This window comes from Roseateles sp. (assembly GCF_039595295.1).
GTDB lineage: Bacteria > Pseudomonadota > Gammaproteobacteria > Burkholderiales > Burkholderiaceae_C > Roseateles.
Genome location: NZ_JBCNLU010000022.1, coordinates 38,554 through 52,107, shown reverse-complemented (window position 1 = coordinate 52,107; position 13,554 = coordinate 38,554). Strand labels below are relative to the sequence as shown.

The following is a 13,554-nucleotide window of genomic DNA, read 5'->3' as shown; positions in this document are numbered from 1 at the left end:
TGCTCGCTCGGGGCTGGCGTCGACGTGACCGCGCGCCCGCTCAGGCCGCGCCCAGCACGGCGATCTTCACGACGAAACCGATCGCGAAGATCGCGGCCACGCTGGCCAGGATCAGCGCCAGGCGCAGGTTGCTCTTGCGTTGTTCGGGCGTGTGCGCCATGGCCTTGCTCCTTCGCTCACCGCGCTCAATGCGCGGGCGAGCTGTCGCCGATGATCTTGGTCGCCGTGACGTCCAGCTTGGGCGGCGTCTCGAAGGTGTGGAAGGGGGCCGGCGACGGCACTTCCCACTCCAGCCCCTCGGCGGCTTCCCACGGCTTCTGCGGCGCCTTCGCGCCCTTGCCGCGCATCATCGGGACGGCCACGAACAGGAAGAAGTAGACCTGCATCAGACCGAAGCCGAAGGCGCCGATGGACGCCAGCGCGTTGAAGTCGGCGAACTGCATCGGGTAGTCGGCATAGCGTCGCGGCATGCCGGCCAGCCCCAGGAAGTGCATCGGGAAGAAGGTCACGTTGAAGAAGATCAGCGAGCCCCAGAAATGGATCTTGCCGCGCGTCTCCGAGTACATGACGCCGCTCCACTTCGGACCCCAGTAATAGACGCCCGCGAACAGCGCGTAGAGCGAGCCCGCCACCAGCACGTAGTGGAAGTGCGCCACGACGTAATAGGTGTCCTGGATCTGGATGTCGATGGGCGCCATCGCGCAGATCAGGCCGGTGAAGCCGCCCATCGTGAACACGAAGATGAAGCCGATCGCCCACAGCATGGGGGTCTCGAAGGTCATCGAGCCGCGCCACATCGTCGCCAGCCAGTTGAAGATCTTCACCCCGGTCGGGACCGCGATCAGCATGGTCGCGTACATGAAGAACAGCTGACCCGTCACCGGCATGCCGGTAGCGAACATGTGGTGGGCCCAGACGATGAAGGACAGGATCGCGATCGATGCGGTCGCGTAGACCATCGAGGCGTAGCCGAACAGGCGCTTGCGCGCGAAGGCCGGCACGATCTGGCTGATGATCCCGAAGGCCGGCAGGATCATGATGTAGACCTCGGGATGGCCGAAGAACCAGAAGATGTGCTGGTACATCACCGGGTCGCCGCCGCCCGCGGGCGTGAAGAAGCTGGTGCCGAAATGACGGTCCGTCAGCGTCATCGTGATGGCGCCCGCCAGCACCGGCATCACCGCGATCAGCAGGTAGGCGGTGATCAGCCAGGTCCACGCGAACATCGGCATCTTCATCAGCGTCATGCCCGGGGCGCGCATGTTGAGGATGGTCACGATGATGTTGATCGAGCCCATGATCGAGGACGCGCCCAGGATGTGCATCGCGAAGATGCCCGCATCCATCGACGGACCCATCTGCAGCGTCAGCGGCGCATAGAGCGTCCAGCCCGCGGCGGGTGCGCCGCCGGGCATGAAGAACGAGGCCACGAGCGTGATCGCGGCCGGGATCATCAGCCAGAAGCTGAAGTTGTTCATCCGCGCGAAGGCCATGTCCGACGCGCCGATCTGCAGCGGGATCATCCAGTTCGCGAAGCCCACGAAGGCCGGCATGATCGCGCCGAACACCATGATCAGACCGTGCATGGTCGTGAACTGGTTGAAGAGTTCGGGGTTGAAGAACTGCAGACCCGGCTGGAACAGCTCGGCGCGGATGCACAGCGCCAGGATGCCGCCGATCATCAGCATCGTGAAGCTGAACAGCAGATACAGCGTGCCGATGTCCTTGTGGTTGGTGGCGAAGACCCAGCGCCGCCAGCCCGTGGGGGCATGGTGGTCGTGGTGATCGTCATGATGGTCATGAACATGACCGGTCGGGTGGTCAAGCACTGCACTCATGTCAATTCCTCGGTCGCTCTATCGGCGGAAAGTCACTTGGCGCGCTCGGCCACGACTTCCGCGGGCTGCACGATCTGGCCGGTCTTGTTGGACCAGGCGTTCTTGGTATAGGTCACGACGGCGGCGATCTCGCTGTCCTTGAGCACGCCCTTCCAGGCCGGCATCTGGTTGCGGCCGTTGAGCACCAGGTGCAGCTGCTGCGCGTGGTCCTCGGCCTTCACGACCGCCGACCCGTCCAGCGCCGGGAACTGGCCCGCGCCCTTGCCGTTGGCCTGGTGGCAGACCGCGCAGTTGGCGTCGAAGAGCTTCTGGCCGCGGGCCATCAGATCGTCCATCGTCCAGACCTTGCTGGGATCGTCCGCCTTGGCGGCGATCTTCTTCATCTCACCGTCGACCCACGCGCTGTAGTCCTTGGCGCTGAGCACCTTGACGTGGATGGGCATGTAGGCGTGTTCCTTGCCGCAGAGCTCGGCGCACTGGCCGTAGAAGTCGCCCTCTTTCTCGGCCTTGAACCAGGTGTCGCGCACGTAGCCCGGGATCGCGTCCTGCTTCACGCCGAAGGCCGGCACCATCCAGGCGTGGATGACGTCGTCGGCGGTGGTGATGATGCGGATCTTCTTGCCCACCGGCACGACCAGCGGGTTGTCGACCTTGAGCAGGTAGTTGTCGACGGAGCCCGGATGGCCGGAGTCCGACAGCGCGCGGTGCGAGGCGTCCAGCGTCGAGACGAAGCCGATGCCCTCGCCCTCGCCCTTGAGGTAGTCGTAGCCCCACTTCCACTGGTAGCCGGTGGCCTTGATGGTGAGGTCGGAATTGGTCGTGTCCTTCATCGCGACCACGACCTTGGTGGCGGGCAGCGCCATCAGGATGACGATGATGAAGGGGATGATGGTCCAGGCGATCTCGACCTTCACGCTCTCATGGAAGTTGGCGGAGACCGCGCCCTTGGACTTCCGGTGCTTGAAGATGGAATAGAACATCACGCCGAAGACGGCGACGAAGATGGCCAGGCACAGCACGAGCATCATGTTGTGCAGCCACATCTGCTCCTGCGCGATCTTGGTGACCGGCGGATGCAGGTTGAGCTGGTTGACGGCGGGGCCTCCCGGCAGGTCGTTCACCGCCCAGGCGACCTGGCTGGCCAGCGCGGCCGACAGGCCGAACGCGAGCTGGCTGCAGCGGCGCCCCAGTTGATGCACGCAACTGATGTCAATCGTCATGGTCGTCTCTTTATCCAGTCTTTCTCAAGCTCTTGTCACCCGGCTGTCTCCTCCAGGCGGCGTCAGCGCTCGAGCCCGCACGGGCGGGCTTCGATGCCAACGCGTATGGCAGAAACCTTCAGGGCCAGCAGACGTACTCCAGTCGGGGGCGGATTCTAGCCCCGCCCCCTCACGGACTATGACCGCCCATAGAGGGCCGACCGGCCCAGGATTACCCTCAGAGCACGTGCGCGGCTGGCTCGCCCGCGTCGGTGCTGACACCATCCGCGCGCGACGGGGGTCAGTGTTTGCCCGCGCCGCGGACCATGGCCCGCATCTGGTCCAGCGAGACCTCGGTCGTGGCCGCGACCTTCAATTTCGGCTGCGGCTTGAACGCGTGGCCGTAGACCAGCTCCACGCTCAAGGACAGCAGCCCGTCGGCGCCGCGCAGCGACTCCAGCGCGCGCATGAGCCGATCGCGCCAGGCCCGCGAACGCAGACCCTTCATGCGCGCCGGCGCGACGTTGCCGCCCAGCGCGCGCAGATCCCGCAGCAGATCCTCCGGCTGGCGCCAAGTCAGCCGCAGATGTTCCTGGTCCATCACCGGATCGGCGAAGCCCGCATGCACGAGCAGATCGCCCAGGTCATGCATGTCGACCCAGTCCGGCGAGGGCGGTCCCCAGCCCTCGTGCGCGAAGATCGGACGCAGCTCGATGAAGCTGTCCGGCCCCAGGCACGAGAACATCAGGCAGCCCTCGACTTCCAGCCCGCGATGCCACTGCGCGACGAGCGCCGGCTTGTCGGCCTCGCCGTGCAGCTCCATGTTGGACCACAGCAGTTGCGCGGCCGCGGCGGGCGGCTCGGCGATCACTTCGGTCCCCGCGCTGCCGCGCAGCTTGTCCATCACCGACTGCATGAAGCCGCGCTTCAGGCGCTGCTGCTGCAAGGCGCGCACGTCCTCGTCGGGCTCCAGCCAGAGCTGCGTGGCCTGCGGATAGTGCCGCCGCAATCCGGCGTCGCCGCCGCCCGTCGAGGGGCGGCTCTGCAGCACCGCGGTGGGTTGGAGCCGGATCACCGGCAGACGGTCCAGCATGCGGGTCGCGACCTCGTCATGCAGCCACGGGGCCTGCTCGGATGCGGCCATCCGACGGCGCTGCCGCCGCGCCGCGCCTGCATCGATCTGCTGTGTGCTGGGCGGCCCAAGCTCTTCGCCATTCATGGGCCGGGATTGTAGGCGGCCATGTTTGACCTCGTCCGGCGCTGGACCTTGACTGGCACGACCCTCTCCATGCCGGGCCAGTGCGCGCTGTGCCGCCTCTGGTGCCGGGGCCCGATCTGCGCGGAATGCGAAGCTTGCCATCCCGTCGACGATGCGCCGCGCTGCGCGCTATGCGCCCTGATGTTGCCGGCAGGCATCAGCGCAGAGCTTGGCGCGGGCATCGGCGAGACCGTCGACGAGCCCAACGTCGCTGGCCGGCCGCTCCTGCGCTGCGGCCGTTGCGCCTCGCATCCGCCGCCGCTGTCGCGCTGCATCGCCGCGATGGATTACGTCTTCCCGTGGGACCGGCTGCTGCTCGGGCTGAAATTCGGCGAGCGTCTGGAGCTCGCGCCGCTGATGGCGGCGCGGCTGGGACGCGCGATCGCGCGGGCGGACATCGGCGCGGCGCCCGATCTGATCGTGCCGATTCCCTTGTCGACGGAGCGCCTGCGCGAGCGCGGCTACAACCAGGCGCATGAGATCGCGCGCCGATTGCCGCTCGTCACGGAGCGACAATCGCGGCTTTGCGCGCGCACCCTGGTCCGCGTGCGGCACACCGGTCAGCAGGCGAAGCTGCCGCTCGACGAGCGCCGAAGCAATCTGCGCGGGGCTTTCGCGGTGCTGGGATCGGCGCGGGGACTGCGGGTCGCGATCGTCGACGACGTCATGACCAGCGGCGCCACGCTGCACGAGGCCGCGCTCGCGCTGCGCCGCGCGGGCGCCGTCAACGTGCAGGCCTGGGTGGCGGCGCGAACGCCGTAGCCCTCGCATCGGTCAGCGCGCGCATCACATCGAGAAGCAGAGTCCTCCCATGTTCAACATCGTGCTGGTCCATCCGGAGATCCCGCCCAACACCGGCAACGTGATCCGGCTCGCCGCCAACACCGGCTGCCGGCTGCATCTGATCGAGCCGCTGGGGTTCTCGATGGAGGATCGTTTGCTGCAGCGCGCGGGCTTGGACTATCACGAGTACGCGCCGGTGCTGCGGCATGCGGATTGGGAGCGGTTCCTGGCCGATGAGCAGCCCGATGCGGCGCGGATGTTCGCGTTCACGACCAGGGGGAGCAGCTTGCTTCCGACGGTCGCGTTGAAGCCGGGGGACTGGCTGGTCTTCGGGTGCGAGACGGCGGGCCTGCCGCCGGCGTTGCGCGACACGTTCCCGTTGGAGCAGCGCGTCAGGCTGCCGATGCGCGAGGGGCAGCGAAGCCTCAATCTGAGCAACGCGGTGGCGGTGGCGGTCTTCGAAGGGTGGCGGCAGAACGGCTATGTGGGCGGCGTTTGACGCCCCTCACTCCGGCTCGATCTTGAGCTGCTTGACCAGCGCCCCCCAGCGCCCCCGCTCATCGCGCATCAGCGCATCCAGCCCTTCAGGCGCCGTCCCCGCCGCGCTGAAGTACAGCGGCAGCAACTCCCGCCGAAACGCCTCGCCGCGCACGATCCGGATCGTCTCCATCGCGACCCGCCGCACGACCGCATCCGGCGTCCGTGCCGGCGCCAGCAGCGCCTGCCACGACGTCGCCTCGAATCCCGGATACCCGGACTCCGCCACCGTCGGCAACTCCGCGAGCGCCGCGAAGCGTCCCGCGCTGGTCACCGCGAGCGCTTTCAACTTGCCCGCCTTCACCTGCGGCATCGCGATCGCCGGCACCATGAACCCCGCGTGGACCTGTCCGGCCAGCATCGCGTTCACGACCTGCGGGAACCCGGCATACGGCACATGCACGATGGACAGCCCCGCCCGCGCGATGAACGACTCCATCGCCAGATGCGCCGCCGAGCCCGTCCCCACGCTCCCGTAGTTCAGCGCTCCGGCGCGCCGCTTGGCCAGCGCCACGAACTGCGCCACCGTGTCCACCCCCAGCGACGGTGGCACCACCAGCACATTGGGCGAGCTCGCCACGAAGCTCACCGATCGCAGCTCCCGAGCCGGGTCGTAAGGCAAGGCCTTGGACAGCAGCGGCGCCGTGATCAGCGGCCCCTGAATCGTGAACAGCAGCGTGTGCCCATCGGGCGGCGCCTTCGCCACCGCGCTGGTACCGATGTTCCCGCCGGCGCCGGGCTTGTTGTCGATGACGACGGGCTGCCCGAGCGCCTGCCCCAGCGGCCCCGCCAGAGATCGCGCCACCAGATCCGGCGAGCTCCCGCCCGGGAACGGCACGACGAGCCGGATCGGCCTCGACGGCCAGACCGTCTCCGCCCTTCCCGCACCGGCAAGCGGCAACAGCGCGGAAGCGGCGAGCAGCTCGCGGCGCCTCAGCATCGCGCTCACCACTCCGACTTGGCCTCGCGGCCCATCAGCGCATCCATCGCGGCATGCGTGCTCATGCGCCCTTCCAGCACCTCGACGACGGCCGCGGTGATCGGCATGTCCACGCCCGCGCCCCGCGCCCGCGCCAGCACCGTCGGCGCGCTGTAGACGCCTTCGGCCACATGGCCCAGCTTCGCCAGGATGCCCGGCAGATCCAGACCCTCGGCCAGCAGCAAGCCCACCCGCCGGTTGCGCGACAGATCGCCGGTGGCCGTCAGCACGAGATCTCCCAGCCCCGCCAGACCCAGCAGCGTTTCCGGATGCGCGCCCAGCGCCAGCGCCAGCCGCTGCATCTCCGCCAGACCGCGCGTGATCAGCGCCGCGCGCGCATTCAGGCCCGGGCCCTGCCGCCCTTGCGCCTCGGCCGCCAGCCGCAAGCCATCGGCGATGCCCACGGCGATCGCCATCACGTTCTTGACCGCCCCGCCCACCTCGACGCCCACCGGATCGGCCGACGAATAGACCCGCAGCCGCTCGCTGTGGAAGGCCTGCACGCCCAGCTGCGCCAGCGCCGGATCGGCCGAGGCCGACACCATCGCCGTCGGCTGACCCGCGGCCACTTCCTGCGCGAAGCTCGGCCCCGACAGGATGCCGGCGGCCAGATGCGGCGCGACCTCGCGCGCGATCTCGTGGCCCAGGCGGCCGGTGCCGGCCTCGAAGCCCTTGCACAGCCATTGCGCGCGCACGCCCTCGGGCAATCGCGCCAGCATCCCGCGCAGGCCGGACATCGGCGTCGCGATGACGATCAGGCCTTCACGGCCGTGGCGGATCGCGGTGTCCAGGTCGTCGTCCAGCACCAGGGACGCGGGGAACGCGGCGCCGGGCAGATAGCGCTCGTTGCTGCGCGCGTGGCGCATCGCCGCGATGGCGGCGGCGTCGCGGGCCCAGAGCAGCACGTCGTGGCGTGCGCTCGCGGCGATCGCCAGCGCCGTGCCCCAGGCGCCCGCGCCCAGCACGGTGATCTTCATCGGCGCGGAGGTGTTCATCTCGTCGGATCGGTCGATTCAGAAAGCAGAAAGCGACACGCCGGCCGGCGGACAGGTCCGCGAGGCCGGCGCGTTCACGGGCGAGCGCTCAGTTCGGAGCGGTCGACGCGTCGCCGTTGGCTTGCGCCACAGCCATCATCTGCGCCTGCTGGGCCTCGAACATGGCCTGGAAGTTCACTTCCGTCAGCATCACCGGCGGGAAGCCGGCGCGCGTGCACGCGTCCGAGACGATGGCGCGCAGGTAGGGGTAGATCATCTGCGGGCAGACGATGGACAGGATGCCTTCCAGCTGGTCTTGCGGCAGGTTGCGGATCTCGAAGATGCCGGCCTGCTTGGCTTCGATCAGGAAGAGCGTCTTGTCTTCGCCGCCGGTCTGGACGGTGGTGGTCACCGTGGCGGTGACGCTGACCTCGAACAGGCCTTCGGCGATCGGCTCGGCGGCCAGCGAGAGCTTGATGTCGACCTGCGGCTGAGCCTGCTCCAGCAGGATCTGCGGAGCATTGGGCTGCTCCAGCGACAGATCCTTCAGGTACATGCGCTGAATCTGGAACACGGGGATGTTGGTGTCGTCGGCCATGAGGGTCATCCAAATGAAAAGGCCCGCCAACGCGGGCCGCGGCGGGCATTATGACCGAGGGATCCCGGATGTTCGCATCGTCGCAGCGACGGGCGATCTCCGCGGAGCCGCCCTTCCCGTCCGATACGCGCGCGCCGTTCAGGCCGCCAGCAGGGGCTGCAGGCCGCCGCGCTGGTCCAGCGCGATCAGGTCGTCGCAACCGCCGACGTGGGTGTCGCCGATGAAGATCTGCGGCACGGTGCGGCGACCGGTGAGCTGGATCATGGCGTCGCGCTCGGTCGGGTTCAGGTCGACGCGGATCTCCTCGATCTGGCTCACGCCGCGCTGCTTGAGCAGCGACTTCGCGCGCACGCAGTAGGGGCACACCAGGGTCGTATACATCTTCACGGCAGCCATCGCCAGTTCTCCAAATGATCAGGTCAGGGGCGTTCGAGCCGGGTCCGCGTCGGGTCCGGTTCGACCGCTTGCGCGATCGGACCGGTCAGGCCGCGGACTTCTCGATGGGCAAACTCGCCTCCCGCCAGGCCTTCAGACCGCCTGCCACGACGACGACATTCGCATAGCCCTGTTTGCGCAGGATGCCAGCGGCGCGCTGGGCGCGTGCGCCGCTCTTGCACATCAGCACCACCGGCAGGGCCTTGTTGCTGGGCAGTTGCTTGGCGGGGAGCTCCGTGCCAGTCAGCGTTTCCAGCGGCACGTTGCGTGCGCCGTTGGCATGGCCGGCGGCATACTCCGCGGCGTCGCTGACGTCGACGAGCACGCCCTTCTCGCGGTTGATCAGGCGCACCGCCTCGGCGGTGGAGACGCCGGCCGACTTGTCCTTCACGGACGTCCAGGCCAACAGGCCGCCGGACACCAGGGCCGTCAGCACGAGATACCAGTTTTCGATCAGGAACTTCAAGGCGCCGCCCGTCTTTGTTGAATCCAAAAGCGGGCGATTATAGAAAGCCCGGCTTCCCGCGGCGCAGGTCGTCCCGCAGGACCGACCTGTGCCCGATCCCCCCGATCACCCGATCACGACAGCTTGAAGGTCGACACCGCCGACTGCAGGCCGCGGGCCTGCTGCTCCAGGCTGTTGGCGGCGGCGGCGGCCTCCTCGACCAGCGCCGCGTTCTGCTGCGTCATCTGGTCCAGCTGCACCACCGACTCGTTGACCTGGCCGATGCCCTGGCTCTGCTCGGCCGAGGCGGCGGTGATCTCGCTGATGATGTCCGAGACGCGCTGCACGCTGGCCACGATCTCCTCCATCGTCACGCCCGCGTCCTGCACCAGGCGCGAGCCCGATTCGACGCGCTCGACGCTGGCGCCGATCAGGGTCTTGATCTCGCGCGCGGCCTCGGCGCTGCGCTGCGCCAGCGAGCGCACTTCCGACGCCACCACCGCGAAGCCCTTGCCGTGCTCGCCGGCACGGGCGGCCTCGACGGCGGCGTTCAGCGCCAGGATGTTGGTCTGGAAGGCGATGCCGTCGATCACGCCGATGATGTCGCCGATCTTGCGCGAGCTGGCACTGATCTCGTCCATCGTCGACACGACCTGGCCCACCACCTCGCCGCCCTTGCGCGCCACCGTGGCGGCGCTGCCGGCCAGCTGATTGGCCTGGCTGGCCGCGTCGGCGCTCTGGCGCACCGTCTCGGTCAGCTGCTGCATGTTGGAGGCGGTCTGCTCCAGCGAGCCGGCCTGCTTCTCGGTCCGCACCGACAGGTCCTGGTTGCCGGCGGCGATCTCGCGCGAGGCCACCGTCATCGAGTCCGTCCCGCTGCGCACATCGGCGACGATGGCCGACAGGCCCTGCGCCATGTCGCGCACCGCGGCCAGCAGGCTGGCGTCGGCGCCAGGCGCCACTTCGATGCGCTGCGAGAGATCGCCTTCGGCCATCTGGCGCATCACGTCGCGGGCGTACTCGGGCTCGCCGCCGAGCTGGCGCCACACGCTGGCGATCAGCAGCCAGGAGCCCAGACCCAGGCACAGCACCACGATCAGGCCGCTGCCCACCGTCGCCCACAGGCCCGCGCCCACGCCGTTCTCGGCGCGCGAGAGCGTCGCGTCGAAAGTCGCGCGCGCGTCGTTGCGCGCTTCGGTCAGGGTCTGCTCCAGCGACTTCTGTGCCGCCTGCATCTTCGGGATCGCGCCGGCCTGATCGCCCTGCTTGATACCCAGGAAGAGCTGAGCGGTCTCCACCGAGGCCGCGTAATAAGCCTCGAAGCCGGCGTCCAGCTTGGCGCCTTCATCGGCGCGGCCCGGGATCGCCTTGATCGAGGCGATCACCTTGCGCATGGACGCGGCGCGCTCGGCGGCCTCGTCCAGGCGCTTCTTCTCGCCCTCGGCGACGGCGGACTGGATGGTCCCGCCCAGCGCCTCGAGCTGCGCGGCGACCTGGTTGGTCGCCACGAGATAGGGATAGTCGGCCTCGCCCAGCGCATGGATGGCGCCCGAGGTCCGCGAGGAAAAGAGCAGCACCACCGCGATGCCCACCGCGAAGATGATCGCCGCCAGCACCGGCAGCATCGCGATACGGGTCTTCAAATTCATGCCTGACTCCAGTTCTTCACTGTCTTCACTGTCTCCACCCGGCCTCCCCGGAAGATCGATCCGCCCGAAGTGCCGCGGGGCCACCGCTCCGGCCGTCTGCGCGGCGTCGGAGCGGGGCGAGCCCGCGGCGGGCGGCGGCGTCAGTCGACGCTCAGCACCACCTTCACCGAGCCATCGACGGCCGACTTCTCGATGTAGCCGATGGCGTCGGGATTCGCGGCGACGAACTTCTTGACCTCGGCGGCGCTGCCCAGCTCCTTGGGCGGCGTGCCCTTGCCGGAGAACACCAGGCGCGACCAAGCGGCCTTGACCTGCGCCGAGGACTTGCCGGTGGCCTTCGAATAGAAGTGCTCGCGCGCGGCGGCGCTGTCGGGCAGGTCCACCGCCTGCGCGGCGGCGCCGCTGGGCAGCGTATTGGTCTTGCCCAGGAAGATGCTGGAGACCTGGTCGGCCGTCATGCTGGCGGCCGGGTTCTTCGGATTGACGACCACGGCGACCTGCGCCTGGGCGCAGGCCGCGGCGACGAGGGCCAGCGCGCCGAGCAGGGGCTTGATCATGTTGAACTGCATTGAAGCCTCTTGTCTTGCTTAGAACACGAAGTCCACAGCCAGGCTGTAGACGCCGACGCGCGCGTTGTTGAAGCCCGGCTGGACGTTGTAGAACTGGCCGGCGCCGGTGGTCTTGATGCTGTCGTACTGGGCCTTGACCGCGACGTTGCGCCACGCGTCCCAGCGCACGCCCACGGCGATGGTCTTCTGCGGCGTGCTCTGCGCGGCCAGGGCGGCGTCGACGACGGCGCGCAGCGGCAGGTTGGCCACGACCACGCTGGACGGGATGGTGTTGTCCACGTTGCTGCTGTCGGTCTTCTGCTGCGACAGCGTGGCGTAGGGCGTCCACTTGCCGACGCGGTAGCCGACGGTGGTGTACCAGCCGGTGGTGTCGGGGACGAAGGAGTCGGTGCGGCGCTTGGTGTACTCGGCGGCGACCAGCCACTGGCCTTCGTCGTAGGTCAGGCCGATGCCGGAGAAGCTGGCGTCCTTGTCGGTCGGGTCGAAGGCGTTGCCCACGGCGGCGAAGGGCGTCTGGCGCAGCAGGCCGACCAGCGCGTCGGCGGAGGCGCTGTGCGCGCTGAGCTTGCCCTGGACATGGCCCAGGCGCAGGTTCAGGCCGTCCAGCAGCTCGGCGGTGAAGTTCACGCCGACCATCTTCTTGATCTCGATCTTGACCTGGCGAACGTAGGAGGAGCTCTCGCCGCCGATGGCCTGCACCGACACGGTCTTGCCGGCGATCTGGGTGGTCCAGTTCACGTCGGCGCCGTCGAAGTGGCTGACGGGCACCTGGCCGTAGACGTCGATGGGCGGGCGCAGCCAGGTGTTGGCGTAGCCCACGTCACGGAAGTCGGACACGGCGAAGAAGGGGGCGCCCATGCGGCCGGCGCGGAGGGCCAGGCCGGGGGTGGCCTGCCACTTGGCGAAGGCCCATTCGATCTGCGGCGTCCAGTCGCCCTTGCCGGTCTGCTTGGTCAGCACCTGGACGGTGGCGGAGAACTGGCTGTTGAACTTGGCCGTGCCCTGCAGGCCCAGCTTGGAGTCGACTTCGCCGCTGATGGACTTGTCGGCGCCGTGCACCTGGCCGGGGATGACGTACTCGGCGCCGTCCTTGGTCGCGCCGGTCAGGCCGACCGTGCCGAAGCCGGAGAACGAGAACATCGAGTCCGACTGACTCTGCGCCTGGGCGCCGAAAGCCACCAGCGCCAGCGCCAGGGGCGTCATGCGCAAGCTCTTCACAACCATCATTGAAAGTACTCCAGTACTGCGTTGAAGCCCGGCACGGGCCGGAGCGGAATGGCGAGGGCGCGGTGCGCCTTTCGCCCGATGCGAAAACTGTTGTCGGCGGTGTGGAAGGCTTCTTGAGGCGATCCCCCTGGGGGGGAACCTCTAGAATCCGCCGGGCCCGCCGGGACCCGGCCAAACTTCACAGACAGACCCCATGTACAAGCTCGTGCTGATTCGCCACGGCGAATCGACCTGGAATCTCGAGAACCGTTTCACCGGCTGGACCGATGTCGATCTGACGCCCACCGGCGTGGCCCAAGCGCAGCAGGCGGGCCGTCTGCTGAAGGAAGCCGGTCTGGATTTCGACGTGGCTCACACTTCGGTGCTCAAGCGCGCCATCTGGACGCTGTGGCATGCCCTGGACCAGATGGATCGCCAGTGGCTGCCCGTGCGTCACAGCTGGCGCCTGAACGAGCGCCATTACGGCGCCCTGCAGGGCCTGAACAAGGCCGACATGGCCAAGCAATACGGTGACGAGCAGGTGCTGGTCTGGCGCCGCAGCTACGACACGCCGCCGCCCGCGCTCGAAACGGGCGACCCGCGCAGCGAGCGCGGCGACATCCGCTACGCCGGTCTGCAGCCCAGCGACATTCCGCTGACCGAGTGCCTGAAGGACACCGTGGCCCGCGTGCTGCCGTACTGGAATGAACAGATCGCGCCCGCCATTCTGTCGGGACAACGGGTGCTGATCGCGGCCCACGGCAACTCGATCCGCGCTCTCGTGAAGTATTTGGACGGCATCGCCGACGAAGCCATCGTTGGCGTGAATATTCCCAACGGCATCCCGCTGGTCTACGAACTGGACAAGGACCTCAAGCCCATCAAGAGCTATTACCTGGGCGATGCCGAAGCCGCCGCCAAGGCCGCCGCGGCGGTGGCAAATCAGGGCAAGGCGTGATCGCCCTGAGCGCTTTCACGGCCTGAGCCGCGGCCCACGAACCGCGGCCGCAGGCAGCAAAAAGCCCGGCAGTGCCGGGCTTTTCTCTTTTGGGCGAGCGCGCGCGGGACGCGATCTCAGACTGGC

General features: G+C 68.3%; 15 protein-coding genes. 3 read left to right on the top strand and 12 right to left on the bottom strand.

Features of this window, described 5'->3' with window-relative positions:
- Window positions 1-40: 40 nt before the first annotated feature.
- The 4 genes from ABDW59_RS16265 to ABDW59_RS16250 form a co-directional block, all read right to left on the bottom strand.
- Entirely contained in the window at window positions 41-160 is a 120-nt protein-coding gene (locus ABDW59_RS16265; RefSeq protein ID WP_343630886.1) for a cytochrome oxidase small assembly protein, read from the bottom strand.
- Window positions 161-185: 25 nt separating this feature from the next.
- Window positions 186-1,838 (bottom strand): cytochrome c oxidase subunit I, encoded by a 1,653-nt coding sequence (gene ctaD, locus ABDW59_RS16260; RefSeq protein WP_343630884.1) that lies wholly within the window; start codon window positions 1,836-1,838, stop codon window positions 186-188.
- Window positions 1,839-1,870: 32 nt separating this feature from the next.
- Window positions 1,871-3,058, bottom strand: coding sequence for a cytochrome c oxidase subunit II (gene coxB, locus ABDW59_RS16255; RefSeq protein WP_343630882.1), 1,188 nt, complete (start codon window positions 3,056-3,058; stop codon window positions 1,871-1,873).
- Window positions 3,059-3,338: 280 nt separating this feature from the next.
- Window positions 3,339-4,256 carry a biotin synthase gene (locus tag ABDW59_RS16250; protein WP_343630880.1) on the bottom strand — a complete coding sequence of 306 codons (918 nt, stop codon included), beginning with the start codon at window positions 4,254-4,256 and terminating at the stop codon, window positions 3,339-3,341.
- 21 nt (window positions 4,257-4,277) lie between these two features.
- On the opposite strand from ABDW59_RS16250, the gene ABDW59_RS16245 reads away from it, so the two are divergent.
- The gene (locus ABDW59_RS16245; RefSeq protein WP_343630878.1) at window positions 4,278-5,057 is read left to right on the top strand and encodes a ComF family protein; all 780 of its coding nucleotides are present in this window, start codon (window positions 4,278-4,280) and stop codon (window positions 5,055-5,057) included.
- A gap of 49 nt (window positions 5,058-5,106) precedes the next feature.
- Window positions 5,107-5,577 (top strand): tRNA (cytidine(34)-2'-O)-methyltransferase, encoded by a 471-nt coding sequence (locus tag ABDW59_RS16240; RefSeq protein WP_343630876.1) that lies wholly within the window; start codon window positions 5,107-5,109, stop codon window positions 5,575-5,577.
- A gap of 6 nt (window positions 5,578-5,583) precedes the next feature.
- Here the strand turns inward: ABDW59_RS16240 and ABDW59_RS16235 are convergent, their stop codons facing one another.
- From ABDW59_RS16235 to ABDW59_RS16200, 8 genes are all read right to left on the bottom strand, one after another.
- Window positions 5,584-6,555: a tripartite tricarboxylate transporter substrate binding protein gene (locus tag ABDW59_RS16235; protein WP_343630956.1), complete on the bottom strand. Its 972-nt coding sequence runs from the start codon at window positions 6,553-6,555 to the stop codon at window positions 5,584-5,586.
- A 5-nt stretch (window positions 6,556-6,560) separates the two neighbouring features.
- Window positions 6,561-7,571 carry an NAD(P)H-dependent glycerol-3-phosphate dehydrogenase gene (locus ABDW59_RS16230; protein ID WP_343630954.1) on the bottom strand — a complete coding sequence of 337 codons (1,011 nt, stop codon included), beginning with the start codon at window positions 7,569-7,571 and terminating at the stop codon, window positions 6,561-6,563.
- A 106-nt stretch (window positions 7,572-7,677) separates the two neighbouring features.
- Window positions 7,678-8,166: a protein-export chaperone SecB gene (gene secB, locus ABDW59_RS16225; RefSeq protein ID WP_343630874.1), complete on the bottom strand. Its 489-nt coding sequence runs from the start codon at window positions 8,164-8,166 to the stop codon at window positions 7,678-7,680.
- 138 nt (window positions 8,167-8,304) lie between these two features.
- A complete protein-coding gene (grxC, locus tag ABDW59_RS16220) occupies window positions 8,305-8,562 on the bottom strand; it encodes a glutaredoxin 3 (RefSeq protein WP_343630872.1) in 258 nt (85 codons plus the stop codon).
- Window positions 8,563-8,647: 85 nt separating this feature from the next.
- Window positions 8,648-9,067: a rhodanese-like domain-containing protein gene (locus ABDW59_RS16215; protein WP_343630871.1), complete on the bottom strand. Its 420-nt coding sequence runs from the start codon at window positions 9,065-9,067 to the stop codon at window positions 8,648-8,650.
- A 113-nt stretch (window positions 9,068-9,180) separates the two neighbouring features.
- Complete coding sequence (locus tag ABDW59_RS16210; protein ID WP_343630870.1) at window positions 9,181-10,695, bottom strand: methyl-accepting chemotaxis protein; 1,515 nt, start codon at window positions 10,693-10,695, stop codon at window positions 9,181-9,183.
- A gap of 140 nt (window positions 10,696-10,835) precedes the next feature.
- Window positions 10,836-11,264: a hypothetical protein gene (locus ABDW59_RS16205; RefSeq protein ID WP_343630869.1), complete on the bottom strand. Its 429-nt coding sequence runs from the start codon at window positions 11,262-11,264 to the stop codon at window positions 10,836-10,838.
- An 18-nt stretch (window positions 11,265-11,282) separates the two neighbouring features.
- Window positions 11,283-12,491: a hypothetical protein gene (locus tag ABDW59_RS16200; RefSeq protein ID WP_273490632.1), complete on the bottom strand. Its 1,209-nt coding sequence runs from the start codon at window positions 12,489-12,491 to the stop codon at window positions 11,283-11,285.
- Window positions 12,492-12,684: 193 nt separating this feature from the next.
- On the opposite strand from ABDW59_RS16200, the gene gpmA reads away from it, so the two are divergent.
- On the top strand, window positions 12,685-13,428 hold the full coding sequence (gene gpmA / locus ABDW59_RS16195; protein WP_067065667.1) for a 2,3-diphosphoglycerate-dependent phosphoglycerate mutase: 744 nt from the start codon (window positions 12,685-12,687) through the stop codon (window positions 13,426-13,428).
- Window positions 13,429-13,554 lie beyond the last annotated feature (126 nt).